The organism is Azospirillum sp. UENF 112521, from assembly GCF_058780665.1.
This window is the reverse complement of sequence record NZ_JBSNCI010000004.1, coordinates 126,443-151,459: the sequence shown is the minus strand read 5'-3', so window position 1 is coordinate 151,459 and position 25,017 is coordinate 126,443. Positions and strand designations below refer to the sequence as shown.

At 66.1% G+C, this 25,017-nt stretch carries 23 protein-coding genes and 1 pseudogene; 19 read left to right on the top strand and 5 right to left on the bottom strand.

The features are described from left to right. Positions 1-53: 53 nt before the first annotated feature. Complete coding sequence (locus ACWPN8_RS21415) at positions 54-509, bottom strand: CBS domain-containing protein (RefSeq protein WP_492242204.1); 456 nt, start codon at positions 507-509, stop codon at positions 54-56. A gap of 427 nt (positions 510-936) precedes the next feature. Between ACWPN8_RS21415 and ACWPN8_RS21410 the strand changes: the two genes are divergently transcribed. Next, entirely contained in the window at positions 937-1,158 is a 222-nt protein-coding gene (locus ACWPN8_RS21410; RefSeq protein ID WP_109446998.1) for a hypothetical protein, read from the top strand. Positions 1,159-1,247: 89 nt separating this feature from the next. On the opposite strand, the gene ACWPN8_RS21405 is transcribed toward ACWPN8_RS21410, so the two are convergent. Next, positions 1,248-1,691, bottom strand: coding sequence for a GNAT family N-acetyltransferase (locus tag ACWPN8_RS21405; protein ID WP_085084000.1), 444 nt, complete (start codon positions 1,689-1,691; stop codon positions 1,248-1,250). A 475-nt stretch (positions 1,692-2,166) separates the two neighbouring features. Here ACWPN8_RS21405 and oxlT point away from each other — a divergent pair, with 475 nt between their 5' ends. From oxlT to ACWPN8_RS21370, 7 genes are all read left to right on the top strand, one after another. Then, a complete protein-coding gene (gene oxlT / locus ACWPN8_RS21400; RefSeq protein WP_109447002.1) occupies positions 2,167-3,471 on the top strand; it encodes an oxalate/formate MFS antiporter in 1,305 nt (434 codons plus the stop codon). A gap of 287 nt (positions 3,472-3,758) precedes the next feature. Beyond that, positions 3,759-4,502 (top strand): sulfite exporter TauE/SafE family protein, encoded by a 744-nt coding sequence (locus ACWPN8_RS21395; RefSeq protein WP_492242203.1) that lies wholly within the window; start codon positions 3,759-3,761, stop codon positions 4,500-4,502. A 226-nt stretch (positions 4,503-4,728) separates the two neighbouring features. Further along, positions 4,729-5,757: a 2-dehydropantoate 2-reductase gene (locus tag ACWPN8_RS21390; RefSeq protein WP_109447006.1), complete on the top strand. Its 1,029-nt coding sequence runs from the start codon at positions 4,729-4,731 to the stop codon at positions 5,755-5,757. Between the two features lie 88 nt (positions 5,758-5,845). After that, positions 5,846-6,343: a CBS domain-containing protein gene (locus tag ACWPN8_RS21385; protein WP_109447008.1), complete on the top strand. Its 498-nt coding sequence runs from the start codon at positions 5,846-5,848 to the stop codon at positions 6,341-6,343. A 140-nt stretch (positions 6,344-6,483) separates the two neighbouring features. Continuing rightward, entirely contained in the window at positions 6,484-7,653 is a 1,170-nt protein-coding gene (locus ACWPN8_RS21380; protein ID WP_492242202.1) for a Re/Si-specific NAD(P)(+) transhydrogenase subunit alpha, read from the top strand. A gap of 13 nt (positions 7,654-7,666) precedes the next feature. Then, positions 7,667-8,086, top strand: coding sequence for an NAD(P) transhydrogenase subunit alpha part 2 (locus ACWPN8_RS21375; protein ID WP_042704241.1), 420 nt, complete (start codon positions 7,667-7,669; stop codon positions 8,084-8,086). A 4-nt stretch (positions 8,087-8,090) separates the two neighbouring features. After that, positions 8,091-9,485 (top strand): NAD(P)(+) transhydrogenase (Re/Si-specific) subunit beta, encoded by a 1,395-nt coding sequence (locus ACWPN8_RS21370; protein ID WP_492242201.1) that lies wholly within the window; start codon positions 8,091-8,093, stop codon positions 9,483-9,485. 70 nt (positions 9,486-9,555) lie between these two features. Here the strand turns inward: ACWPN8_RS21370 and uraD are convergent, their stop codons facing one another. Both uraD and puuE read right to left on the bottom strand, forming a co-directional pair. Next, positions 9,556-10,068: a 2-oxo-4-hydroxy-4-carboxy-5-ureidoimidazoline decarboxylase gene (gene uraD, locus ACWPN8_RS21365; protein WP_492242200.1), complete on the bottom strand. Its 513-nt coding sequence runs from the start codon at positions 10,066-10,068 to the stop codon at positions 9,556-9,558. An 8-nt stretch (positions 10,069-10,076) separates the two neighbouring features. After that, positions 10,077-11,006, bottom strand: a complete 930-nt coding sequence (gene puuE / locus ACWPN8_RS21360; protein WP_492242199.1) for an allantoinase PuuE — start codon at positions 11,004-11,006, stop codon at positions 10,077-10,079. Between the two features lie 184 nt (positions 11,007-11,190). Between puuE and uraH the strand changes: the two genes are divergently transcribed. The 5 genes and pseudogenes from uraH to ACWPN8_RS21335 all read left to right on the top strand — a co-directional run bounded on the left by uraH (position 11,191) and on the right by ACWPN8_RS21335 (position 16,493). After that, positions 11,191-11,553: a hydroxyisourate hydrolase gene (uraH, locus tag ACWPN8_RS21355; protein WP_492242198.1), complete on the top strand. Its 363-nt coding sequence runs from the start codon at positions 11,191-11,193 to the stop codon at positions 11,551-11,553. Between the two features lie 123 nt (positions 11,554-11,676). After that, complete coding sequence (gene gcl, locus ACWPN8_RS21350; RefSeq protein WP_492242197.1) at positions 11,677-13,446, top strand: glyoxylate carboligase; 1,770 nt, start codon at positions 11,677-11,679, stop codon at positions 13,444-13,446. A 183-nt stretch (positions 13,447-13,629) separates the two neighbouring features. After that, positions 13,630-14,118, top strand: a pseudogene (locus tag ACWPN8_RS21345) (LysR family transcriptional regulator); the annotation flags it as partial. Positions 14,119-14,239: 121 nt separating this feature from the next. Further along, the gene (locus tag ACWPN8_RS21340; protein WP_492242196.1) at positions 14,240-14,551 is read left to right on the top strand and encodes a LysR substrate-binding domain-containing protein; all 312 of its coding nucleotides are present in this window, start codon (positions 14,240-14,242) and stop codon (positions 14,549-14,551) included. Positions 14,552-14,777: 226 nt separating this feature from the next. Continuing rightward, the gene (locus ACWPN8_RS21335; RefSeq protein WP_492242195.1) at positions 14,778-16,493 is read left to right on the top strand and encodes a methyl-accepting chemotaxis protein; all 1,716 of its coding nucleotides are present in this window, start codon (positions 14,778-14,780) and stop codon (positions 16,491-16,493) included. Between the two features lie 3 nt (positions 16,494-16,496). Here ACWPN8_RS21335 and ACWPN8_RS21330 read toward each other — a convergent pair whose 3' ends face one another. Beyond that, positions 16,497-17,330, bottom strand: a complete 834-nt coding sequence (locus ACWPN8_RS21330; RefSeq protein WP_109451039.1) for an IclR family transcriptional regulator — start codon at positions 17,328-17,330, stop codon at positions 16,497-16,499. A gap of 294 nt (positions 17,331-17,624) precedes the next feature. On the opposite strand from ACWPN8_RS21330, the gene ACWPN8_RS21325 reads away from it, so the two are divergent. The 6 genes from ACWPN8_RS21325 to ACWPN8_RS21300 all read left to right on the top strand — a co-directional run bounded on the left by ACWPN8_RS21325 (position 17,625) and on the right by ACWPN8_RS21300 (position 24,821). Further along, on the top strand, positions 17,625-18,314 hold the full coding sequence (locus ACWPN8_RS21325; protein WP_085083968.1) for a GntR family transcriptional regulator: 690 nt from the start codon (positions 17,625-17,627) through the stop codon (positions 18,312-18,314). A gap of 43 nt (positions 18,315-18,357) precedes the next feature. After that, positions 18,358-20,121, top strand: a complete 1,764-nt coding sequence (gene oxc, locus ACWPN8_RS21320; RefSeq protein WP_492242194.1) for an oxalyl-CoA decarboxylase — start codon at positions 18,358-18,360, stop codon at positions 20,119-20,121. 46 nt (positions 20,122-20,167) lie between these two features. Continuing rightward, positions 20,168-21,382, top strand: coding sequence for a formyl-CoA transferase (frc, locus tag ACWPN8_RS21315; RefSeq protein ID WP_492242193.1), 1,215 nt, complete (start codon positions 20,168-20,170; stop codon positions 21,380-21,382). Between the two features lie 320 nt (positions 21,383-21,702). Continuing rightward, positions 21,703-22,902 (top strand): ADP-forming succinate--CoA ligase subunit beta, encoded by a 1,200-nt coding sequence (gene sucC, locus ACWPN8_RS21310; protein WP_492242192.1) that lies wholly within the window; start codon positions 21,703-21,705, stop codon positions 22,900-22,902. Position 22,903: 1 nt separating this feature from the next. Next, positions 22,904-23,779, top strand: coding sequence for a succinate--CoA ligase subunit alpha (gene sucD / locus ACWPN8_RS21305; protein ID WP_492242191.1), 876 nt, complete (start codon positions 22,904-22,906; stop codon positions 23,777-23,779). A 124-nt stretch (positions 23,780-23,903) separates the two neighbouring features. Next, positions 23,904-24,821, top strand: a complete 918-nt coding sequence (locus tag ACWPN8_RS21300; RefSeq protein WP_098737493.1) for an IclR family transcriptional regulator — start codon at positions 23,904-23,906, stop codon at positions 24,819-24,821. Positions 24,822-25,017 lie beyond the last annotated feature (196 nt).

Genomic DNA, 25,017 nt, shown 5'->3' with positions numbered 1-25,017 from the left:
GCCGGACTGGATGTGCCGGCGGCGCCGCGGTCGGGTGGGGTGGGTAAGACGGATCAGTGGGCGTAGGTGGCCGCGGACGGCGGCTCCGCGACCGCGGTGACGGTGCCGTCCAGCTCCTGCAATTGCAGCCGGGTGAAGTCGCGGGCGCTGACGACGCCGACCAGATGACCGTCCTCCAGAACCGGAAGATGGCGGATGTGGTGCTGCTCCATCAGCTGCAAGGCCTGCCGCACGCTGTCGGACGGGGCGCAGGTCACCGGCTGGCGCGTCATCAGCTGCGACACCGGCATCGCCATCAGCGAGCTGCCGCGCTCCAGCAGGGCGTGCACGATGTCGCGCTCCGACAGGACGCCGGCCAGCGTGTTGCCTTCGGTGCGGCAGACGTCCTTGACGACCAGGGCGCTGATGTTCTCCGCCTTCATCAGGCGGATGGCGTCGGCGACCGTCGCACTGGTCCGCACGGCGACGACGCGGGCTTGCTTGGTGCGCAGGATGTGTTCGACCTTCATGGCGGGACTCCTGATCGGCTGCGGCTGGCGGGAAAGCCATCTGTGGGGCGGCCCGTCTTCAGGGCCGGCAGGGCGCCCGGCCGGGCGTCTTGCTTTGAATATGGTATGCCAAATACTGTACGCCAATCAAACAATTTCGATGGCCAATGTTGGCGGCGGCCCTAATTTTCAGGCCGTCTCATACGATGGTGCAGCGCAACGGGCTGCGCTCTGTTGGCTCATGATACCAACGCAGCACAGCGCAACAGTTGGTAATGCGATATGTTTGTTGCGCATGCAAATGGACGGAGGCATGCGGTATGCGCATGTCCGGCATCATGTACCTTGTATACCAAAAAACTTGAACCAATTGCTGCGCTGCGTCATAACGGAACGGTCACGCCGAAGCCGACCAAACAAAAAAGCACCCCACCGAGACACTGGAGCGATGAACATGTTGGAAATGCTGGTTCTGGCGCTTGTGCTGTCCGTCTTCGGCGGCACGGTCCATTACATTCTGTCGATGCAGATCGCCAATGCGGGCAAGACGCAGCGCGATTTCTCCTCAGCCCCCCTTCGCCTCGCCAATCCGACCGAAGCCGATCTCAAGGAACCCGAAGACGAACTGCCGCCGGGTCCGGCCTGGGCGAGCTTCCCGCGCGCCTTCTGATCCGCGCCTCTTCCTTCCTGTCATCGTGAGAAAGACGGCCTCCCAAGGGCCGTCTTTTTCGTTTCCGGTCTTCGGGTGTCTTTCCCCGGTCAGGCGAGCGGCAGCACCAGCTGGAAGCTTTTGATGGTCATCCGCTTGCGGTGGTAGAAGCGGTGGGCCTCGCCGCGCTGGATGCCGGAGATGATCTCCATCTGGGCGCAGCCGCGCTCCCGCGCCTCGCCGGCAAGCCAGTCGAACAGCTTGTCGCCCAGCCCGTAGGAGCGCTTGGCCGAGCTGGTCACCAGATCCTCGACATACATATAGCGACCGCGCGACAGCGTCTCGTGGACGCGGAAGCCGCCACAGCCGGCGATTTCGCCATCCAGCCGCAGCAGGGCGAGGTTGTAGCCGTCGTCCATCTGGCGGCGGATCTGCGCGCGGTAGGCTTCGGGGTCGGTCATGTGGGTCCGCAGCTCCTTCATGATCGGGTAGCTGGCGGCGATATCGGCATCGTCACGCGCCACGACGATCTCAATGTTCTGCTGCTGGTCCATGGCGGTCGACTCCTTATCAATATGGGTTCTGCCCGGATGGCATCGGCGCCGGCGGTCCGTCCCTGGCGCTGGCATACCATATGCCAGTAGATTGTCCGGCCGAAAGCTGGCCTGCCACACTTTCCGCGTGCCGGAAAACCAATAGCCGGCAGCAGGCCCCGCAGCGACACGAATGCAGCCTGCGGAAACAGTTCGTGCCTTCCACTAATCGCTTGCGCGGCATTCGGCATCTGGTATACCATATTGATAATTCCAGATCGGATCAGGACCGCACCGATTTGGCGGGGGGCGAAAATCCGCCTCCCACAGCAGTGCAGCGCCCCGGGGCCGCATCCCCGCCGCGCTGTCACTCAGAGCAAACAACAGCATCAAATTCCGAAGCATCTCAGAAGACACCCAAAGAAAACGCCTAAAGCATCAAAACAGAAGCGACGCCCGAATCGGCAGAGAACCGCTTCCTAGGAGGAGATAGAAGATGCAGCATACGAATTCGGAGGCGCAGGGAGCACCGCTCGGCGGCCGCTGGATGCAGTTGGTCATCGGCGTGATCTGCATGTCGATGATTGCGAACCTGCAATATGGCTGGACGCTGTTCGTCAACCCCATCGATGAAAAGTATCATTGGGGCCGTGCCGCCATTCAGATCGCCTTCACCATTTTCGTCGTGACCGAAACCTGGCTGGTGCCGGTCGAGGGCTGGTTCGTCGACAAGTTCGGTCCCCGCATCGTCGTCGTGGTCGGTGGCATCCTGTGCGCCCTGGCCTGGGTCATCAATTCGTTCGCCGACTCGCTGGCGCTGCTCTACATCGGTGCGGCCGTGGGCGGCGTCGGTGCCGGCGCCGTGTACGGCACCTGCGTCGGCAACGCGCTGAAGTGGTTCCCGGATCGCCGCGGCCTGGCCGCCGGCCTGACCGCCGCCGGCTTCGGCGCCGGTTCCGCCCTGACGGTCGTTCCGATCGCCAACATGATCCAGACCTCCGGCTTCGAGCAGACCTTCCTGGTGTTCGGTCTGGGCCAGGGCCTGATCGTCTTCGCGCTGGCCTGGTTCCTGAAGGAAGCCGACCCGGCCCTGCTGCCGAAGACCAAGAGCAACATCGTTCAGAGCCGCCGCAACTACACCCCGCAGGAGACGCTGAAGTCGCCGGTCTTCTGGGTGATGTACCTGATGTTCGTCATGGTCGCCGCCGGCGGTCTGATGGCCACCGCCCAGCTCGGCCCGATCGCCAAGGACTTCCACCTCGACGGCATGCCCGTCAGCATCATGGGCCTGACCCTGCCGGCGCTGACCTTCGCCCTGACCATCGACCGCGTGCTGAACGGCGTGACCCGTCCGTTCTTCGGCTGGGTGTCCGATCATATCGGCCGTGAAAACACGATGTTCGTCGCCTTCGCCATCGAAGCGGTCGGCATCCTGGCGCTGAACCAGTGGGGTCACAACCCGGTCGCCTTCGTCATCCTGACCGGTCTGGTGTTCTTCGCCTGGGGCGAGATCTACAGCCTGTTCCCGTCCTGCTGCGCCGACAGCTTCGGCTCGAAGTTCGCCACCACCAACGCCGGCCTGCTCTACACCGCCAAGGGCACCGCGTCGCTGGTCGTTCCCTTCGCCAACGTGATCGTGTCCTCCACCGGCAGCTGGCAGGCGGTGTTCTTCTTCGCCGCCGCGGTCAACGCCATCGCCGCCTTCATGGCCCTGTTCGTCCTGAAGCCGATGCGTGCCCGCCAGATCGCCGAGGACACCACCCAGCCGGTCGGCAAGCTGGCGGCCGAGGGCGCCGACTGAAAGCACCGCGGACCGTCCGCCGAGAGAGTTCCCGTTGACCGGGGGGCCAGCCGGAACTCTCAATAAGGGCGGAACAGTTACCGCCGAAAAAAAACGACAAACCGGCATCGGGACCACCGCATTGGTCCCGGTGTCGGTTTGTCGCGTTTTGGGGGGCAGGCCGTGAACCGCATCCACGACCCGCACCTCCGACTGACAGGTCCCGGCAGAGAACGCTGGGAGACTGATATTCTGTATACAGAATACGGGTTGCATCGTCAACACGGATCGAAAGGGGTGGGTCGGTCATGTTGGGTATTCTTGTCCTGATGCTGGCGGCCTTCTGTTCCGGCGCGCTCAACGCCGTCGCCGGGGGTGGCGCCTTCATCACCTTTCCGGCCCTGCTGTTCGCCGGCGTGCCGCCGGTGGCCGCCAACGCCTCCAGCACCGTGGCGCTGTTTCCTGGGCAGGCGGCCAGCAGCTGGGCCTATCGCCGGGAGATCGCCGCCGGCGGCCAGGTCAATGTCCCGGTCTTCGCCGCCCTCAGCCTTGTCGGCGGGCTGGTGGGCGCGCTGCTTCTGCTGGTGACGCCGAACGCGACCTTCGCCCGCTTCGTGCCCTGGCTTCTGCTGTTCGCCACCTCCGTCTTCGCCATCGGCGCCTATGCGCCGGGCATCGTGTCCCGGCTGCGGCTGGGCGGGCGCAGCGTGCTGGTGGTGCAGTTCCTGATCTCGATCTATGGCGGTTATTTCGGCGGCGGCATCGGCTTCCTGATGCTGGCGGCGCTGACCCTGTTCGGGCTGCGCGACATCCACGCCATGAACGGGTTGCGGCTTTTGCTGGCGATGTTGATGAACGCGGCGGCGGTCGGCACCTTCATCGTCGCGGGCGCCGTGTCCTGGCCGGAAACCGTGGCGATGGCCCTGGCGGCGGTGGTTGGCGGCTATGCCGGCGCCATGGGGGCGAAGCGGGTCGATCCCAAGCTTCTGAAGACCTTCGTGGTCATCATCGGAACGGTGCTGACCCTGTACTTTTTTGCGAATGGAGCCTGATCCGGACCGGGTGTGGACGGCGTCCGCAATCTCAACCGTGCCCCCACATTCCGCATTGACATACGGTATGTGGTATACCAAACTCCAGACACAGTTTGCGCGACAGACTGTTGGATGCCGCTGCAAAGCAACCGGTCAGCCGATGGATGCGGCCGGTGTGGGCAGGCTGGCGTCGTCCAGCCCCACAGCATTCAAAAAGTGAAATCGGGGGAGAGGGGAATCCGGCATGAAGATCTGCATCTACGGATCCGGGGCCATCGGCGGCTACCTCGGCGTTCGCCTGCATCAGGCAGGTGCCGAAGTCAGTCTGGTGGCGCGTGGCGCGCATCTGGCGGCGATGCGCGAGAACGGCGTCACCTTGCTGATGGGGGAGGAGAAGACCGTCGTCCACCCCCGCTGCACCGACAACCCGGCCGAACTCGGCCCGCAGGATTATGTGATCGTCGCGTTGAAGGCCCACTCCGTCCCCGGTGTCGTGCCCGCGATGCAACCGCTGCTCGGTGACCACACCGCCGTCGTCACCGCGGTCAACGGCATTCCCTATTGGTATTTCTACGGCACCGGCGGCGAGTTCGACGGCCGCACGCTGGAAACCGTCGATCCGGGCTCGGTCCAATGGAACGGCCTGGGTCCGCAGCGCGCCATCGGCTGCGTCGTCTATCCGGCGACCGAAGTGGTGGAACCGGGCGTCATCCAGCATGTCTATGGCGACAAATTCTCCCTCGGCGAGCCGGACGGGTCGAAGTCGGACCGCGTCGTCGCCCTGTCGAAGGCGATGGAGGCCGGCGGCCTGCGCGCGCCGGTGCTGGACCGCATCCGCGACGAGATCTGGCTGAAGCTGTGGGGCAACCTCTGCTTCAACCCGATCAGTGCGCTGACCCACGGCACGCTGGAAGTCATCTGCGGCGACGCCGACACCCGCGCCGTCGCCAAGGCGATGATGCTGGAGGCCAAGGACATCGGCGACAAGCTGGGCGTCCATTTCCGCGTCGATGTGGAGCGCCGCATCAACGGCGCTGCCGCGGTGGGCGCGCACAAGACCTCGATGCTCCAGGATCTGGAGCGCGGCCGGCCGATGGAGATCGACCCGCTGCTGTCGGTGGTGCAGGAGATGGGCCGCATGGTGGGCGTGCCGACGCCGACCATCGACGTGGTGCTGGCGCTGGTGAAGCAGCGCGGCGAGACCGCCGGCTGCTACAGCCGGCCGCAGCCCGCTGCTCCCGCCCGCACGCCGGAAGCGGTGGCGGCCCAATAACCAAGTCAGGGCAACCAAAGTCAGGCGACGCGGCCGGCGCAAACCCGGACAGGGTCCGCGCCGGCCGCCTCAAGGGGGGTGGAGCGTCATGAAGGTCGAGGACATTCTCCGCAAGAAGGGCACGCGCATCGGAATGGTGCGCATCAATGAAACGGTCTCCACCGCGCTGCGCCTGATGAAGGCGGAGAACACCGGCGCGCTGGTGGTCAAGGACGTCTGCCGCACCGAAGGCAACACGGTGGTCGGCGTCATTTCCGAACGCGACGTCGTCCGCGCTCTGGTCGACCGCGGTCCCGCCATCCTGGAGCAGGCGGTGTCGGCGCTGATGACGCGCGATCCCTACTGCTGCAGCCCGTCGGACTCCGTGCGCCATGTGCTGAGCCTGATGGACGAGCATGGCATCCGCCATGTTCCGGTTCTGGAAGGCTCGACCCTGGTCGGCGTCGTCAGCGTCCGCGACCTGATCCGCCGCCAGTTGGAAGAGCTGTCGGGCGAGGGCGTTCCGGTCGCCGCTGCAACGGCTGCCGCCACGGCCGCCGCCACGGCCGCCGAGGGCTGGGACTTCCCGGTCGTTGCCAACCAGTGAGTGTTGCGGGTGGGGCCGGCGCATGTCCGCCGCCCCACCCGAGTTGCCGCTTCGGCGCTTGCCCGCCCTGATCCGGCCCTGGCCCGGACGCGGGCCGATTATTGCCCGCCGCCAAGGCCGGCCTTCGAAAGCAAAACGACATGAAGATCGCGATACCCAGGGAGCGCCGCCCGGGCGAGCGCCGCGTCGCCGCGTCTCCCGAAACCGTCAAGAAATTCAAAGCCCTCGGTCTGGATGTGGTGGTGGAGAGCGGGGCCGGCCTCGGTTCCAGCCTTCCTGACGCAGCCTTTGAGGCGGCGGGGGCCGCCATCGCCGCCGACCAGGCTTCGGCGCTGGCCGATGCCGACATCGTGCTGAAGGTCCAGCGCCCGCTCATCGCTGCGGAAGGTGGTGAGGACGAACTGGCGCTGATCCGCAAGGGCGCGCTGCTGTTCGCCATCCTCAATCCCTACAACAGCCGCGACCATGTGAAGGCCTACGCCGATGCCGGCGTCAACGCCTTCGCCATGGAGTTCATGCCGCGCATCACCCGTGCCCAGGTCATGGACGTGCTGTCCTCCCAGGCCAACCTCGCCGGCTACAAGGCCGTCGTCGATGCCGCCTCGGAATATGGCCGCGCCTTTCCGATGATGATGACCGCCGCCGGCACCGTGCCGCCGGCGAGAGCCTTCATCATGGGCGTCGGTGTCGCCGGCCTCCAGGCCATCGCCACCGCCAAGCGCCTCGGCGCCATCGTCTCGGCCACCGACGTGCGCCCGGCGGTGAAGGAGCAGGTTCAGTCGCTGGGCGGCAGCTTCGTCGCAGTGGAGAACGACGAGTTCAAGCAGGCCGAGACCGCCGGCGGCTATGCCAAGGAGATGTCGGACGACTACAAGCGCCAGCAGGCAGCCCTGGTCGCCGAGCACATCAAGAAGCAGGACCTCGTCATCACCACAGCACTGATCCCCGGCCGCAAGGCGCCGATCCTGGTGACGGCGGAGCATGTGGCGTCGATGAAGCCGGGTTCGGTGATCGTCGATCTGGCGGTGGAGCAGGGCGGCAACGTCGAGGGCGCCAAGCTGGGCGAGGTGGTGACCACGGCCAACGGCGTGAAGATCGTCGGCCACGCCAACTATGCCAGCCGCATCGCCGAGAGCGCCTCGCTGCTCTACGCCAAGAACCTGCTGGCGCTGCTGACGTCGCTGCACGGCAAGGAAACGGGCGTCTCCGTCAACTGGGACGACGAGATCGTCAAGGCCATCGCGCTGACCCGCGACGGCGCCATCGTGCATCCTGCCTTCGCGGACGCCCGCGAAGCGCAACCCGCGTGAGGAGGCGGATCCCATGGAACACCCGGATCCCGCAAGCAACATCGCCGCGTTCCGCCAGACCCTGGCGGCGCTGACCAATCAGGTCGACGCGCTGGCCGTGCAGGTGGCGCAGCTGTCGCCGGTCCCGGTGACCGAGGCGGCAAGCCATGGCAGCTTCTTCGTCACCGGCCTGACGGTGCTCGTTCTGGCCTGCTTCGTCGGCTATTACGTCGTCTGGCGCGTCACTCCGGCCCTGCATTCGCCGCTGATGGCCGTCACCAACGCCGTGTCGTCGGTCATCATCGTCGGCGCGCTCGTCGCCGCCGGCCCGGCCGGCTTCGGTTTCTCCAAGGTCCTGGGATTCCTTGCCGTCATCCTGGCATCCGTCAACATCTTCGGCGGCTTCCTCGTGACCCAGCGCATGCTCTCCATGTTCAAGAAGAAGGGCAAGTAAGACCATGGAAACCTTGTCCGCCCTTCTCTATCTCGTCGCCTCCATCTGCTTCATCATGGCGCTGCGCGGGCTGTCCAGCCCGGAGACCTCGCGCCAGGGCAACATCTACGGCATGGTCGGCATGACCATCGCCATCCTGACCACGCTGGCTTCGCCCATCGTCCAGTCCTACTGGATGATCGTGCTCGGCATCGCCATCGGCGGCGCCATCGGCTATGTGGTGGCCAAGAAGATCGAGATGACGGCGCTGCCGCAGCTGGTCGCCGCCTTCCACTCGCTGGTCGGTCTGGCCGCCGTCTTCGTGGCGCTCGCCGCCTTCTACTCGCCGGAGGCCTACGGCATCGGCCTCCGCGGCGCCATCGCCAAGGGCTCGCTGATCGAGATGGCGCTGGGCACCGCGGTGGGTGCCATCACCTTCACCGGCTCCATCGTCGCCTTCGCCAAGCTCCAGGGTCTGGTCACCGGCAAGCCGCTGGTCTTCCCGATGCAGCATCCGCTGAACGCGGCGCTCGGCGTGCTGACCGTCATCCTGATCGGCTGGCTGGTGCAGTCGAACGCCGATGTCGCGATGTGGCTGATCGTCATCGTGGCGCTGGCGCTGGGCTTCCTGCTGATCCTGCCGATCGGCGGCGCCGACATGCCGGTGGTCATCTCGATGCTGAACAGCTATTCCGGCTGGGCGGCCTGCGGCATCGGCTTCACCCTGCAGAACAACCTGCTGATCATCACCGGCGCTCTGGTGGGATCCTCGGGCGCGATCCTGTCCTACATCATGTGCAAGGGCATGAACCGCTCGATCTTCAACGTCATCCTCGGCGGCTTCGGCGGCGAGGCGGCGGGTGCCGCGGCCGGTGCCAAGGGTCCGCAGGGTTCGGTCAAGGCCGGCTCTGCCGAGGACGCCGCCTACATCATGAAGAATGCCCAGTCGGTGATCGTGGTGCCCGGCTATGGCATGGCGGTGGCCCAGGCCCAGCATGCGCTCCGCGAAATGTCCGACGCGCTGAAGCACGAGGGCGTCGACGTGAAGTACGCCATCCACCCGGTGGCGGGCCGCATGCCCGGTCACATGAACGTGCTGCTGGCCGAGGCCAACGTGCCGTACGACGAGGTGTTCGAGCTGGAGGACATCAACCGCGACTTCGGCACGGCGGACGTCGCCTTCGTCATCGGCGCCAACGACGTGACCAACCCGGCGGCCAAGACCGACCCGACGAGCGCCATCTACGGCATGCCGATCCTGGACGTGGAGAAGGCCAAGACGGTGTTCTTCATCAAGCGCGGCATGGCCGCCGGCTATGCCGGTGTCGAGAACGAGCTGTTCTTCCGCCCCAACACCATGATGCTGTTCGGCGACGCCAAGAAGGTCACCGAAGAGGTCGTCAAGGCGATGGAAGCGTAACGGACACTGCGACGGAAAAAGCGCGCCGCTCCGGTTGGGGCGGCGCGCTTTTTCGTTTCTGGAGTGGGTGTTATCCCTTCACCAGATCGTCCAGCCGGAAGCCGGCGATCTTGTAGATTTCCTCCAGCGCTCGGCCGAATTCGACATCGGGCTCGTTCGCCACGCGCTCGCGCATCGCCGCCAGGATTTCCTGCTTGCTGCTGAAGCGCACCGCCATGATGAAGGGGAAGCCGAAGCGTTCCCGGTAGGCCCGGTTCAGGTCGCGCTGTTCCTGGGCCTCCGCCTCGGTCAGCTCGTTCAGGCCCGCTTTGGCCTGCTCGGTCTGCGAGAAGGCGGTCAGATTGGCCGGGCGGCTGGCGCGGTCGGCAAGGTCGGGGTGGGACAGGATCAAGGCATGCTGCCGCTCCGTCCCCGCCCTGCGCACGATGCCGGTCATCGCCGCGCGCAAGGCCGCGGCATCGGCGAAGGGGCGCTTGTCCCAGGCGGCGTCCGCCACCCAGGGGCTGTCCTCGAACACCGCACCCAGCGCCGCGACGAAGTCGGCGCGGTCCATCCGGTTCAGGTCGTCCAGGCTGTAGGGCATCTGCGTTCTCACGTCGCGGTGTAGGGGTGTTCGGCGATCCAGTGGCGGGCGATGTCGAGCCGGGTCGCCACCCACGCCTTGTCATGGCTGCGCACATAGTCGAGGAAACGCGCCAGCGCCGCCGCGCGGCCGGGACGCCCGACCAGACGGCAATGCAGGCCGATGGACATCATCTTCGGCGCCGTCTCGCCTTCCGCATAAAGCGTGTCGAAGCTGTCCTTCAGATAGGCGAAGAACTGGTCGCCGCTGTTGAAGCCCTGGTTGGTCGCGAAGCGCATGTCGTTGGCGTCGAGCGTATAGGGCACGATCAGCTGCGGCCGGCCATGGCTGTCGTCCCAATAGGGCAGATCGTCGGCATAGGAATCGGCGTTGTAGACGAAGCCGCCCTCCTCGGCGACCAGCCGCCAGGTGTTCGGGCTGCACCGCCCGAGATACCAGCCGAGCGGCCGTTCGCCGGTCACGCGGGTGTGGATTTCGATGGCGCGCAGCATGTGCTCGCGCTCCACCTCGGCCGGCAGATGCTGGTAGTCGATCCAGCGCCAGCCATGGGTGGCGATCTCCCAGCCGGCGGCCTTCATCGCGGCGACCACCTCGGGATTGCGCTCCAGCGCCATGGCGACGCCATAGACGGTGACCGGCAGGTTGCGCTCGGTGAACAGGCGGTGCAGCCGCCAGAAGCCGGCGCGGGAGCCGTATTCGTAGATCGACTCCATGTTCATGTGGCGGGCGCCGGGGATCGGCTGCGCGCCGACGATCTCCGACAGGAAGGCCTCCGACGCGGCGTCGCCATGGAGGACGCAATTCTCGCCGCCCTCCTCGTAATTGATGACGAACTGCACCGCCACGCGGGCGCCGCCCGGCCAGTTGGCCTGCGGCGGGGTGGCGCCATAGCCGATCATGTCGCGGGGATAGCCCTGGGGATGGGCGGTGTCGGTCATCGTCGTCTCGCCTTCACGCTGCGGTCGAAGCGGAACCTACGCTAAGCCATTGGCGGCAGGGGGTTCAATCGGCCGATTGGGCGCGGGGGTGAAGACAGTTTCCGGATTTTCGCGGGTGGGCAGGGGAGGGGACTGGGCTTAAGCTGCGGCATCCAGAGATGCATCGTTGCGGAGACCGTACCCCATGGGCCGCCTGACCACCCACGTCCTCGACATCGCCGCCGGCCGCCCGGCGCCGGGCATGCGCATCCGCCTGACCTCGCTCGACACCGGCACCGTTCTCGGCGAGTTCACAACGAACGCCGACGGCCGGCTCGACGCCCCGGCGCTCCAGGGCGAGGATTTCAAGTCCGGCCGCTACGAGCTGCTGTTCATGGCCGGCGAGTATTTCCGCCGCATCGGCGCGATCTCGGGCGCCATTGACGGTGATGGCCCGGACTTCATCGACGAGGTGCCGCTGCGCTTCGGCATCAAGGATGCGTCCCAGCATTACCATGTGCCGCTGCTGGTTTCGCCTTGGGCCTACTCCACATATCGCGGCAGCTGACGCTCCTCCCCGTTCGGCGCTGCTTTCCAGCCTGTGGAAAAGGCAACCCGTTGATTTGCCGTACCCACCATCCGCGCGCTTAGCTGTCCTCAGCAACAATCGCGTTTGGTGAGGAGTCGAGCGATGGCGAGAATGACGGCGGCGGAAGCGGCGGTGCGGGTGCTGGAGCGGGAGGGCATCGACGTCTGCTTCGGCGTCCCGGGCGCCGCGATCAACCCCTTCTATGCGGCGATGCAGCGGCGCGGCACGATGCGCCATGTGCTGGCCCGCCATGTCGAGGGGGCCTCGCACATGGCCGAAGGCTACACCCGGGCCAAGGCCGGCAACATCGGCGTGTGCATCGGCACCTCCGGCCCGGCCGGCACCGATATGATCACCGGCCTCTACTCGGCCATCGCGGACTCGATCCCGATCCTGTGCATCACCGGCCAGGCGCCGCGTGCCCGCCTGCACAAGGAGGATTTCCAGGCGATCAACATCGCCGACATCGCCAAGCCGGTCGCCAAATGGGCGGTGACCGTGCTGGAGCCGGCGCAGGTGCCCTACGTCTTCCAGCAGGCCTTCCACCTGATGCGCAGCGGCCGTCCCGGCCCGGTGCTGATCGACCTGCCCATCGACGTCCAGATGGCCGAGATCGAGTTCGACGACGAGACCTACGAGCCGCTGGCCGTCTACAAGCCGTCCGCCACCCGTGCCCAGGTCGAGAAGGCGCTGGCGATGTTCGCGGCGGCGGAACGTCCGCTGGTCGTGGCCGGCGGCGGCATCATCAACGCCGACGCGTCGGACAAGCTGGTGGAGTTCGCCGAGCTGCTCGGCGTGCCGGTGATCCCGACCCTGATGGGCTGGGGCACCATCGCCGACGACCATCCGCTGATGGCCGGCATGGTGGGCTTGCAGACCGCCCACCGCTACGGCAACGCGACGATGCTGAAGTCGGACTTCGTGCTGGGCATCGGCAACCGCTGGGCCAACCGCCACACCGGCTCGGTCGAGGTCTACACCAAGGGCCGCAAGTTCGTGCATGTCGACATCGAGCCGACCCAGATCGGCCGCGTCTTCATGCCCGACCTCGGCATCGTGTCGGATGCCGGCGCGGCACTCGACCTGTTCATCGAAGTCGCGAAGGAGTGGAAGGCCGAGGGCCGCTTCAAGGATCTCGCCGGCTGGGTCAAGGATTGCCAGGGCCGCAAGCGGTCGATGCACCGCCGCAGCGACTTCGATCAGGTGCCGATGAAGCCGCAGCGCGTCTATCAGGAGATGAACAGCGCCTTCGGCCAGGACACCACCTACGTCACCACCATCGGCCTGTCGCAGATCGCCGGCGCTCAGTTCCTGCACGTCTACAAGCCGCGCCACTGGATCAACTGCGGCCAGGCCGGCCCACTGGGCTGGACCCTGCCGGCGGCGCTCGGCGTGCGGGTGGCCGATCCGAAGCGGCGCATCGTCGCCCTGTCCGGCGACTACGACTTCCAGTTCATGATCGAGGAACTGGCGGTCGGCGCCCAGCACAAGCTGCCCTACATCCATGTGCTGGTGAACAACGCCTATCTCGGCCTGATCCGGCAGGCGCAGCGCGCCTTCCAGATGGACTTCCAGGTCCAGCTGTCCTTCGAGAACATCAACGCGCCGGAGATCGGCGTCTATGGCGTCGACCATGTCGCGGTGGCCGAAGGGCTGGGCTGCAAGGCGATCCGCGTCACCGAGCCCGACCGCATCCAGGAGGCGTTCACCCAGGCCCAGGCCTGGATGGACCAGTATCAGGTGCCGGTCGTCGTCGAGCTGGTGCTGGAGCGGGTGACCAACATCTCGATGGGCGCCGACATCGACAGCGTCACCGAGTTCGAGGAGACGCTGGACCTGCCGGTGGACGAGAGCGAGACCGTTCTGGTCTGACGATCCGCTTCCATCCCGTCCGACCGGAAAGCCGCCGGGGCGCAGACGCGCTCCGGCGGCTTTCGTTTGGGCAGGCTTGCTGCGTCGCGGAAATTCCCTCTCCGCGGCACCCGTGCTAGCGTCCCTTCCGACCCGTGAACCCACCGGTCCGGCCCAATCGTCTGGCAGGGAGTCCGCGCGAGCATGGCGTTGCTTGAGAACATGCGCATCTTCGTCCGCGTCGTCGAACTGGGCAGCCTGTCGGCCGCCGGGCGGAACCTGCGCATGTCGCCGGCCATGGTCAGCCACCGCATCCAGCAGCTGGAAACCCATCTCGGCGTCCGGCTGCTGAACCGCACGACGCGGCAGTTGCAGGCGACCGAGACCGGCATGGATTTCTACCAGAGCTGCCTTGAGGTTCTGGAGGCGGTGGAGCGTGCCCACAGTAGCATCGCCGCCGGGTCCGGCGTGCCGTCGGGCAGCGTGCGGGTAACGGCGCCGCTGGGCTTCGGCCGCCGCATCCTGTCGCCGCTGGTCCCCGACTTCTGTGCCGCCCACCCGCTGGTGGAGGTGCGGCTGCGCCTGTCCGACCATTTGCTCGACCTGCTGCGCGAGGCGGTCGATGTGGCGGTGCGGATGGCGGCGCTGAAGGATTCCAGCTTCGTCGTGCGCAAGATCGCCGACGTGCGCCGCGTGCTGGTCGCCGCCCCCTCCTACCTGTCGGAACGCGGACGGCCTGAAAGGCCGGCGGATTCTGTCCGGCCACAACTGCCTGCTCCTGCGCTTTCCCGGCACCCAGCAATATCAATGGAGCGTGCTGGAGGGCGGCGAGCCGGTGAAGCTGCCGGTGTCGGGCCGCTTCGACGCCGACGACGGCGACGTGCTGACCGGCTGGGCGCTCGACGGGCGGGGGATCGCGATGAAACCGCTGTGGGAGGTGGCGGAGCATCTCGCCAGCGGCGCCCTGGTGCCGGTGCTGCCCGATTTTCCGCCGGAACCGGTGACGCTGGCCGTGCTCTATCCCCATCGCGCGCTGGTTCCGGCCAAGGTGCGGGCCTTTGCAGACCATATGGTGCCGAAGATCAAGTCGGCCCTGCTGGGAATATCGCCGGAGACGATCCTGTGATCGGCCCTGTGACCGGCGGTGCCCGGCCCTAGGGATAATCCCGACTGGCCGGGTCGGATGCTTTATCTATCCTTCCTGGCGCTGCCGTATGCTGAGGCCGTGCCGCCAGGATACTTTGTTTCCCGAGACGGATCCGTTCGTGGTCCACCTCGGGAATGAAGTGGTAAAATGGGAAACCATGGCCCTTCCGCATCCGTCCGGCGCGACGCGAGGAAGGGAGGACTCCATGTTTCTGTTCACCAAGGGTGTTAGCTGCGAGCGGGCCAAGCTGGACGCGCTCGACCGGTCGCAGGCCGTCATCGAATTCGCAATGGACGGCACGGTGGTGGATGCGAACAGGAATTTCCTGGAGGCGATGGGCTATCGTCTGGACGAGGTGAAGGGGCGTCCGCACAGCATGTTCGTCGATCCCGACTATGCAAAGAGCACGGACTACTGCGATTTCTGGGGCGAACTGCGGGCAGGCCGCTTCCAATCGGCGGTGTTCCGGCGGATCACGAAGTCGGGCCGGGAAATCTGGCTGCGGGCCACCTACAACCCGATCCTCGGCGCCGGCGGGCGGGTTGTCGGCGTGGTGAAGTTCGCCACCGACATCACCGAGGCGAAGCTGAAGGAGGCCGATGCCAACGGCAAGCTCGCCGCCATCGAGCTGTCCCAGGCGGTGATCGAGTTCGGTTTGGACGGCACCATCCTGACGGCCAACCGGCGCTTTCTCGACCTGATGGGCTATCGGCTGGAGGAGGTGCAGGGGCGGCATCACAAGCTGTTCCTCGATGGTGTGGATGCCGCCGATCCGGCCTACAGCGCCTTCTGGGAGAAGCTTGGCCGGGGAGAGCATCAAAGCGGCGAATTCCGGCGCCTGACCAAGAGCGGCGAGCAGGTCTGGATCCAGGCCACCTATACGCCGATCCTCGACCCGACCGGGAAACCGTGGAAGATCGTGAAGTTCGCCACCGACGTGACGGAGCAGCGGATTCGCAACGCCGACTTCCGCGCCCAGATCGAAGCGATCAACCGGTCGCAGGCGGTGATCCACTTCAAGCCCGACGGCACGATCCTGGATGCCAACGACAACTTCCTGAAGGCGATGGGATACCGGCTGGATGAGGTGGTCGGGCAGAACCACCGCATGTTCGTCCCCCCGGAACAGCAGAACAGCGCCGAATACCGCGAGTTCTGGGACATCCTGCGCAGCGGGACATTCCACACCTCCCTCTACCGCCGCCGTGCCAGGAACGGGTCCGACGTGTGGATCAACGCCAGCTACAATCCCGTGCTGTCCGAGACGGGGGAGGTGCTGAAGGTGGTGAAATTCGCCACCGACGTGACCGGCATGATCAGGTCGCGTCTGGAGGCCATCGAGTTTTCCAAGCAGACGGTCCAGAAGGTCACCGACGTCGCCGGATCCGTCGAGCAGATGTGCGCCTCGGCGACGCGGATTTCCGCCGACATCCTGAAATCGCGCGAGGTGGTGGATGAGATCGACCGGCGCACGGCGGCGGCGGACAGCGCCACCGGCCGTCTGAACGAGGCGGCGGCGGCGATGGACGGTGTTGCCAAATTCATCGACGCCATCGCCTCGCAGATCAAGCTGCTGTCGCTGAACGCCACCATCGAGGCGGCGCGGGCGGGCGAGGCCGGCCGCGGCTTCGCGGTCGTGGCGACCGAGGTGAAGTCGCTGGCCGAACAGACCTCCGGCGCCACCGAGCGGATCGGCGTCGAGATCGTCGCCATGCAGGAGGTCGTCCGTCAGGTGGTCGAGGCGCTGGGCGGCATCGCCCGGTCGGTGGACAGCGTGAAATCCACGGTCCACGGCGTCGCGACCGGTGCCGAGGAACAGATGGCCCTGACCGACGGCGTGGTGTCCAACATGCATCAGGCCCAGAGCGGCGTCGAATCGATCAACCGCAATCTGGAAGAGATGCTGATCCGGGCGCGCTGAGCCTCACACCCCGCGCGAGCGCACCAGCAGCACGCGCGCCTCCTCCGCTGCGCGGTGCAGGTGGGGCAGGAACTGCACCTCCATCTCCGGGCAGGTGACGCGGGCGGCCTGGGCGCTGATGTTCATCGCCGCCACCACCCCGCCGGCGGCGGTGCTGATCGGCACGGCGATGGAGCGCAGCCCCAGCTCCAGTTCCTGGTCGACCAGCGAGAAGCCGCGGTCGCGCACCCGCTCCAGCTCGCGCTTCAGCGCGTCGGGAGCGGTGATCGTCCGTTCGGTGAAGGGCTTCAGCGGCACCCGCGCCAGATAGGCGTTCAGCTCCGCCTCCGGCAGCGCCGCCAGCAGGACCCGCCCCATCGAGGTGCAGTAGGCCGGCAGGCGGCTGCCGACATTCAGCCCGACCGACATGATCCGCTTGGTCGCCGCACGGGCGATGTAGACGACGTCGTCCTCGTCCAGGACGGCGGCGGAGCAGGATTCCTGCACCGCCCCGCTGACCTGCTCGATCAGCGGATCCAGGATCGTCGCCAGCGGGGCCGACGACAGGAAGGAATAGCCGAGCGCCAGGATCTTCGGCTTCAGATGGAAGGTCCGGCCGTCCGACCCGGCATAGCCCAGCTGCATCAGCGTCAGCAGGCAGCGCCGAGCCGCCGCCCGCGGCAGGCCGGTGATCTTGGCGATGTCGGCGATGGTCAGGTTCGGCTCGCGCTCGGTGAAGGCGCGAATCACAGACAATCCCCGCGCCAGCGAGGTCATGAAGTTCGGATCCGACGCCTCTTCCGCCGCGCCGGCGGGTGACTTGTCTGCGGCCCCGGCCAGATGCTGGGTTTCGGCCATGCGCGGGTTCCTTCGCTATGAGCGATCCTGAAGGGTCAAATTAGGGCGATTACCGCGCAATAGCCAGAAAAATCGAACAGAATCGACCGCAACTCCGTCGGCAGCAGAAATAGTTCGAGGTGCCCGCAATTGGCCTTGCGGGTGTCTGGCATCTGGTATACCGTATCGATAATTCAAAAACGACGCGCCACTCAGTACCAAGGGCCAAGGGCGATCGTCCGAACGCTCGCACGAACAACGCTCACGACAACAAGCGGCGCCGATGGCGTCGGCGCGCAAAGGGTCGGAAACGTGATGAACCGGGAAAGATTCAGTGTCGAACCCCTCGAACAGGGGATGAGCTTCAAGGCCAAGGCCTACCAATCGCTGCGACAGGCCATCACGCAGATGAACATCTACGGCCAGAGCAACGAGATCAGGTTGGACGAACGCCGTCTGTGCGAGGCGTTGGGTGTCAGCCGCACCCCGGTGCGCGAAGCGATGGCGCTGCTGGAACAGGAGGGGTTCATCCGCTCCCAACCGCGGCGCGGGATCTTCGTGGTGCGCAAGACGAAGGCCGAACTGGTGGAGATGATCACGGTGTGTGCCGCCCTGGAAGGCATGGCGGCACGCCTGTTCGTCGAAAACGCCACCACGGAGAAGCTGGAACTCCTGCACGCCGCGTTCGACAAATACACGAAAGCCGAGTTGGCGGAACATGTCGCGGAGTATTCCGACGCCAACATCGTCTTCCATCAAAGCATCGTCCAGGCTTCGGGCTCCGCGCTGATCTCGGACCTGACCGACCGCTTCTTCATCCATATGCGTGCGATCCGCCGCGCGACGATGGGCCTCGGCGACCGTGCCGACCAGTCCATCCACGAGCATCGGGACATCATCGAGGCGCTTGCCGCCCGCGATGCCGATCTCGCGGAACGCCGCGTCCGGGAACACACGCTCGGTCTCGCACAGTACGTGGAACGGCATTGCGCCTTCCTCGACTAACCAACTTTGAACCTTTTTGGAGCCTCGGGGAGGAGTCACCCATATGTCTACTGCGGCTGCAACGATCACTAAGAACCAGGCCACGGAAGCATCTGTTGTCGAAGACGCGCCGGCGCTGACCGACGGCTTCCAGCTCGTCATCGACGCGCTCAAGCTCAACGACATCAACAACCTGTATGTCGTCCCCGGTATTCCGATCTCCGACCTGCTGCGCATGGCGCAGGCCGAGGGCATGCGGGTCGTCTCGTTCCGCCACGAACAGAATGCCGGCAACGCCGCCGCCATCGCCGGCTTCATGACGAAGAAGCCGGGCGTCTGCATGACGGTGTCGGCGCCGGGCTTCCTGAACGGCCTGACCGCGCTGGCGAACGCCACCACCAACTGCTTCCCGATGATCCTGATCAGCGGCTCGTCGGAGCGCGAGATCGTCGATCTCCAGCAGGGCGACTATGAGGAGATGGACCAGCTGGCCATCGCCAAGCCGCTGTGCAAGGCCGCCTTCCGCATCCTGCACGCCCAGGACATCGGCATCGGCGTGGCGCGTGCCATCCGCGCCGCCGTGTCGGGCCGTCCGGGCGGCGTCTATCTCGACCTGCCGGCCAAGCTGTTCTCGCAGGTGATGGACGCCGCGGAAGGTGCGAAGTCGCTGGTCAAGGTGGTCGATCCGACCCCGGCGCAGTATCCGTCGGCCGAGGCGGTCAACCGCGCGCTCGACCTGCTGAAGGGCGCCAAGCGTCCGCTGGTGATCTTCGGCAAGGGTGCCGCCTATGCCCAGGCCGACGAGACCATCCGCTCCTTCGTCGAGAAGAGCGGCATTCCGTTCCTGCAGATGAGCATGGCCAAGGGCCTGCTGCCCGACACCCATCCGCAGTCGGCCGGTGCCGCCCGCTCGCTGGTGCTGCAGGAAGCCGACGTGGTCATGCTGGTCGGCGCGCGGCTGAACTGGCTGCTGTCGCACGGCAAGGGCAAGACCTGGGGCAAGCCCGGCTCCAAGAAGTTCATCCAGGTCGACATCGAGCCGCGGGAGATGGACAGCAACGTCGAAATCCATGCTCCGCTGGTCGGCGACATCGCGTCGGTCATGGAAGTGATGCTGAAGGGCATCGACGGCGGCCTGACCCCGCCGACCGACTGGATGGCCACCGTCGCGGCCAAGCGTGAGCAGAACGTTGCCAAGATGGCGCCGAAGCTGATGAGCAACGCGTCGCCGATGAACTTCCACGGTGCGCTGGGCGCCCTGCGTCGCGTCATCAAGGAGCGCCCCGACGCCATGCTGGTCAACGAGGGCGCCAACACCCTCGATCTGGCCCGCGGCATCATCGACATGTACGAGCCGCGCAAGCGCCTCGACGTCGGTACCTGGGGCGTGATGGGCGTCGGCATGGGCTATGCCGTCGCCGCGGCGGTGGAGAGCGGCAAGCCGGTTCTGGCCGTCGAGGGCGACAGTGCCTTCGGCTTCTCCGGCATGGAGGTGGAGACGATCTGCCGCTACAACCTGCCGGTCTGCATCGTCATCTTCAACAACAACGGCATCTATCGCGGGACCGACGTCAACCCGACCGGCGGCGTCGACCCGTCGCCGATGGTCTTCGTCCCCGGCTCCCGTTACGACAAGATGATGGAAGCCTTCGGCGGCGTCGGCGTCCATGTCACCAACCCGGACGAGCTGTACCGCGCTGTCAACGAGGCGATGGACAGCGGCCGTCCGACCCTGATCAACGCCGTCATCGACCCGGCCGCCGGCACCGAAAGCGGCAACATCGGCAGCCTCAATCCGACCAGCTCGGTCCGCAAGATGCCGTCCTAAAAACAAACGCCGACCGACACGACTTAAGAAGCAGGGGGAGAAATACATGGGCAAGGCACTTCAGGGCGTGCGGATTCTCGACTTCACGCATGTGCAGTCGGGACCGACCTGCACCCAGTTGCTCGCCTGGTTCGGCGCCGACGTCATCAAGGTCGAACGGCCGGGCGAGGGTGACATCACCCGCAGCCAGCTGCGCGACCTGCCGGACGTCGACAGCCTGTATTTCACCATGCTGAACCACAACAAGCGGTCCATCACCCTCGACACCAAGACGCCCAAGGGCAAGGAGGTGCTGGAGGCGCTGATCAAGACCTGCGACGTGATGGTCGAAAACTTCGCCCCCGGCGTGCTCGATCGCATGGGGTTCACCTGGGAGCGTATCCAGGAACTGAACCCCGCGATGATCGTCGCGTCGGTGAAGGGCTTCGGCCCCGGGCCGTTCGAGAACTGCAAGGTGTACGAGAATGTCGCCCAATGTGCGGGCGGTGCGGCCTCGACCACCGGTTTCGACGACGGCCCGCCCATGGTCACCGGCGCCCAGATCGGCGACAGCGGCACCGGCCTGCATCTGGCGCTCGGCATCGTCACCGCACTCTACCAGCGCAAGGAGACCGGCCGCGGCCAGAAGGTGCTGGCCGCCATGCAGGACGCCGTGCTGAACCTGTGCCGCGTCAAGCTGCGCGACCAACAGCGTCTGGCCCACGGGCCGATGAAGGAATACCCGCAATACCCGAACGGCGAGTTCGGCGACACGGTGCCGCGTGCCGGCAACGCGTCGGGCGGTGGCCAGCCGGGCTGGATCCTGAAGTGCAAGGGCTGGGAGACCGATCCCAACGCCTACATCTACTTCATCGCCCAGGCCCCGGTCTGGAAGTCGATCTGCAAGGTCATCGGCAAGGAAGAGTGGATCACCGATCCCGACTACGCCACCCCGGTGGCCCGCCTGCCGCGCCTGATGCAGATCTTCGGCACCGTCGAGGAGTGGACCAAGACCCTGACCAAGTTCGAGGTCATGGACCTTCTCAACAAATACGACATTCCCTGCGGCCCGATCCTGTCGATGAAGGAAATCGCCGAGGACAAGTCGCTCTACGAGAACCGGCACGCTGGTCGAGGTGGAGCATCCGACCCGCGGCAGCTACCTGACGGTCGGCAACCCGATCAAGCTGTCCGACAGCCCGACGGAAGTCACCCGTTCCCCCCTGCTGGGCGAGCACACCGACGAAATCCTGCGCGACGTCCTGGGGTTCGGCGAGCGTGAAATCGTCGAGATCCGTGACAGCGGCGCCATCGGCGTCGTCGAGAGGCTGGCGGCGGAGTAACAGTCTCCGCCTTCTTCCCCCACCCTCTCCGCTTCGGCGGGAGAGGGTGGGGGAGGACCGGCACCCGATGTTTGAAAAGCCTGCCGATTTTTAAAAAACCCGCTTCCCCTCTTCCCGACCGTCCCCTTCCCGGTCGCTCAAGAGCCGAAGCGGGAGCCGAAGCCCGGACTTTTAAAAATCCGCCGCCCGTCAGCCGAAGAATTTCCGGCTCCCCGCGGTCTCCAAAAGACAATTCCCGACTGGGACAGAGACGAAAACCATGAACATTCACGAATATCAGGCCAAGGATCTGCTGCGGGGGTACGGCGTCGCCGTTCCGCGCGGCGGCGTGGCCTTCACCCCGGAAGAGGCTGCATCGGTCGCCCGCGAACTCGGCGGTCCGGTCTGGGTGGTGAAGTCGCAGATCCATGCCGGTGGCCGCGGCGCCGGCCGGTTCCAGGACAATCCGGGCGGCAAGGGTGGCGTCCGCGTCGTCAAGTCGGTCGAGGAGGTCGCCTCCAATGCCGCCGAGATGCTCAATCGCGTCCTGGTGACCAAGCAGACCGGCCCGGCCGGCAAAGAGGTCAAGCGTCTCTATGTCGAGGAAGGCGCCGACATCAAGCGCGAGCTGTACCTCGGCCTGCTGACCGACCGCGGCACCGGCCGCGTCACCATCATCGCCTCAACCGAAGGCGGCATGGAGATCGAAGAGGTCGCCCACAACACGCCGGAGAAGATCGTCAAGGTCGCGGTCGACCCGGCCACCGGCATCCAGGGCTACCACACCCGCAAGGTCGCCTTCGCGCTCGGCCTGGAAGGCAAGCAGGTCGGCGCCGCCGCCAAGTTCATCCAGGCCGCCTACAAGGCCTTCGTGGATCTTGACTGCGCCATCGTCGAGATCAACCCGCTGATCGTCACCGGCTCGGGCGACATCCTGGCGCTCGACGCCAAGATGAACTTCGACGACAACGCCCTGTTCCGTCACAAGGACGTGGCCGCCTTGCGCGACGAGGCGGAAGAAGACCCGGCGGAGATCGAAGCCGCCAAGCACGAGCTGAACTACGTCAAGCTCGACGGCAACATCGGCTGCATGGTCAATGGCGCCGGCCTGGCGATGGCGACCATGGACATCATCAAGCTGTACGGTGCCGAGCCGGCCAACTTCCTCGATGTCGGCGGCGGCGCCACGAAGGAGCGCGTCACCGCGGCCTTCAAGCTGATCCTGTCCGACAGCGCGGTCGAAGGCATCCTGGTCAACATCTTCGGCGGCATCATGCGCTGCGACGTGATCGCCGAGGGTGTGGTCGCCGCGGCGCGCGACGTGAAGCTGCATGTGCCGCTGGTGGTGCGCCTGGAAGGCACCAATGTCGCGCTCGGCAAGAAGATCCTGGCCGAATCCGGCCTGCCGATCCTGTCCGCCGACAATCTGGACGACGCAGCCAAGAAGATCGTCGCCGCCGTGAAGAAGGAGGCCGCGTAACATGGCTGTTCTCGTCGACAAGAACACGAAGGTGATCTGCCAGGGCTTCACCGGAGCCCAGGGCACCTTCCATTCCGAACAGGCCATCGCCTACGGCACCAAGATGGTCGGCGGCGTCACGCCGGGTAAGGGCGGGGCCAAGCACCTCGACCTGCCGATCTTCGACACCGTCGCCGAGGCGGTCGAGAAGACCGGCGCCAACGCCTCCGTGATCTACGTGCCGCCGCCGTTTGCGGCCGACGCGATCCTGGAAGCCATCGACGCCGAGATCCCGCTGGTGGTCTGCATCACCGAGGGCATCCCGGTGCTGGACATGGTCCGCGTCAAGCGCGCGCTCAGCGGTTCGGCCACCCGCCTGATCGGCCCGAACTGCCCCGGCATCATCACGCCGGACGAGTGCAAGATCGGCATCATGCCGGGCCACATCCACAAGCGCGGCAAGATCGGCATCGTCTCGCGCTCCGGCACGCTGACCTATGAAGCGGTGGCGCAGACCACGGCGGCCGGCCTCGGCCAGACCACCTGCATCGGCATCGGCGGCGACCCGGTCAACGGCACCAACTTCGTCGACAGCCTGGAGCTGTTCGTGAAGGACCCGGAGACCGAGGGCATCATCATGATCGGCGAGATCGGCGGCGACGCCGAAGTCCGCGGCGCCGAGTTCATCAAGGCCTCGGGCACCAAGAAGCCGGTCGTCGGCTTCATCGCCGGCCGCACGGCTCCTCCGGGCCGCCGCATGGGCCATGCCGGTGCGGTGATCTCCGGCGGCAACGACACCGCCGACTTCAAGATCGACTTCATGAAGTCGGTCGGCATCGCCGTCGCCGACAGCCCCGCCAGCCTGGGCTCCACCATGCAGTCGATTTTCAAAGGGTAACCAGTCCCCCGCGGGACCGCCGTCCGCGACGGTCCCGCGGCCTTAGCCAAGCCTTCTGTCACTCACGCCATCAGCCGCAACAGACAGGCGCAACCAACGCGCCGGACCCCGAGGGAGATGGGACATGAAAGCGCAAGCCCAAAACAGCATCCTGGCCCGCCGCATCATCCACGACGACCCCAGCGAGGGCGCCGCGGCAATCATCAAGACCGCGATCATCGAGACGCCGCGGGTGAAGAACGACAACGGCAAGGAGGCCAAGGCCGAGCGCGGCCAAGTGGTCCAGTCGCTGTGCCGCGCCCTGAACATCCTGACGATCCTGGGTTCCAACGACGGTCCGATGACGCTGACCGAGCTGTCGGAGGCCGCGAACCTGTCGCCCTCCACCACCCACCGCCTGCTGACGACGCTGCAGTACGAGCGCTATGTGCGCTTCGACCAGAGCGCGCGCGGCTGGGTGGTCGGCGTGCAGGCCTACATGACCGGCGCCAACTTTCTGAAAACCCGCAATCTGGTCGATGTCGCCCGCCCCCGCATGCGCCGCCTGATGGAGGAGAGCAGCGAGATCGTCAATCTGGCGGTCGAGGAGAATGGCGAGGCGCTCTATCTGGCCCGCGTCGGCGGTCCCCGTGCCGCCCAGGTCGCGGTGCCGCAGGCCGACCGCACGCTGCTGCACTGTTCCGCCGTCGGCAAGGCGCTGCTGGCCGGCATGCCCGAGACCAAGGTGCAGACCATCGTTACCCAGCGCGGCATGCGCCAGTTCACCCGCAGTACCCTGTCGTCGCTGCCGGCGCTGTACCGCGACCTGACGCTGGTCCGCACCCGCGGCTATGCCCTGGACCAGGAGGAGCGGGTGTCCGGCCTGCGCTGTGTCGCCGCTCCGATCTTCGACGAGAATTCCCGTGTGATGGGGGCCCTGTCGCTGTCCGGCTCCAGCCGGCGCATCGAGGACGCGCGGCTGCGCGCCCTGGGCGAGATGGTCAAGCGCGCCGCCGCGGCGGTGACGCAGGAGCTGGGCGGCCGCGTGCCGGTTCCCAACTGACCCGTTCCTCACAAGGGGCAAGCAGACGCCTAGAGCAAGAGAACGCCAAGAGCTGACGGCAGGTGGTGCACGTTGGCATTCCTCCCTGGCGCACTCAGGGCCGCATTCCTCACGGGATGCGGCCCTTTTCTTGAGAAAAGAGGCGTTTCCACGGAATGGAAAAGCGTCTTTTTTCTCGGGAAAATCAGCGGGACCC

Bases quoted from the DNA above. Each gene is read 5' to 3' on its own strand.
- ACWPN8_RS21415 (WP_492242204.1), bottom strand. From the start codon at position 509: ATGAAGGTCGAACACATCCTGCGCACCAAGCAAGCCCGCGTCGTCGCC.
- ACWPN8_RS21410 (WP_109446998.1), top strand. From the start codon at position 937: ATGAACATGTTGGAAATGCTGGTTCTGGCGCTTGTGCTGTCCGTCTTC.
- ACWPN8_RS21405 (WP_085084000.1), bottom strand. From the start codon at position 1,691: ATGGACCAGCAGCAGAACATTGAGATCGTCGTGGCGCGTGACGATGCC.
- oxlT (WP_109447002.1), top strand. From the start codon at position 2,167: ATGCAGCATACGAATTCGGAGGCGCAGGGAGCACCGCTCGGCGGCCGC.
- ACWPN8_RS21395 (WP_492242203.1), top strand. From the start codon at position 3,759: ATGTTGGGTATTCTTGTCCTGATGCTGGCGGCCTTCTGTTCCGGCGCG.
- ACWPN8_RS21390 (WP_109447006.1), top strand. From the start codon at position 4,729: ATGAAGATCTGCATCTACGGATCCGGGGCCATCGGCGGCTACCTCGGC.
- ACWPN8_RS21385 (WP_109447008.1), top strand. From the start codon at position 5,846: ATGAAGGTCGAGGACATTCTCCGCAAGAAGGGCACGCGCATCGGAATG.
- ACWPN8_RS21380 (WP_492242202.1), top strand. From the start codon at position 6,484: ATGAAGATCGCGATACCCAGGGAGCGCCGCCCGGGCGAGCGCCGCGTC.
- ACWPN8_RS21375 (WP_042704241.1), top strand. From the start codon at position 7,667: ATGGAACACCCGGATCCCGCAAGCAACATCGCCGCGTTCCGCCAGACC.
- ACWPN8_RS21370 (WP_492242201.1), top strand. From the start codon at position 8,091: ATGGAAACCTTGTCCGCCCTTCTCTATCTCGTCGCCTCCATCTGCTTC.
- uraD (WP_492242200.1), bottom strand. From the start codon at position 10,068: ATGCCCTACAGCCTGGACGACCTGAACCGGATGGACCGCGCCGACTTC.
- puuE (WP_492242199.1), bottom strand. From the start codon at position 11,006: ATGACCGACACCGCCCATCCCCAGGGCTATCCCCGCGACATGATCGGC.
- uraH (WP_492242198.1), top strand. From the start codon at position 11,191: ATGGGCCGCCTGACCACCCACGTCCTCGACATCGCCGCCGGCCGCCCG.
- gcl (WP_492242197.1), top strand. From the start codon at position 11,677: ATGGCGAGAATGACGGCGGCGGAAGCGGCGGTGCGGGTGCTGGAGCGG.
- ACWPN8_RS21335 (WP_492242195.1), top strand. From the start codon at position 14,778: ATGTTTCTGTTCACCAAGGGTGTTAGCTGCGAGCGGGCCAAGCTGGAC.
- ACWPN8_RS21330 (WP_109451039.1), bottom strand. From the start codon at position 17,330: ATGGCCGAAACCCAGCATCTGGCCGGGGCCGCAGACAAGTCACCCGCC.
- ACWPN8_RS21325 (WP_085083968.1), top strand. From the start codon at position 17,625: ATGAACCGGGAAAGATTCAGTGTCGAACCCCTCGAACAGGGGATGAGC.
- oxc (WP_492242194.1), top strand. From the start codon at position 18,358: ATGTCTACTGCGGCTGCAACGATCACTAAGAACCAGGCCACGGAAGCA.
- frc (WP_492242193.1), top strand. From the start codon at position 20,168: ATGGGCAAGGCACTTCAGGGCGTGCGGATTCTCGACTTCACGCATGTG.
- sucC (WP_492242192.1), top strand. From the start codon at position 21,703: ATGAACATTCACGAATATCAGGCCAAGGATCTGCTGCGGGGGTACGGC.
- sucD (WP_492242191.1), top strand. From the start codon at position 22,904: ATGGCTGTTCTCGTCGACAAGAACACGAAGGTGATCTGCCAGGGCTTC.
- ACWPN8_RS21300 (WP_098737493.1), top strand. From the start codon at position 23,904: ATGAAAGCGCAAGCCCAAAACAGCATCCTGGCCCGCCGCATCATCCAC.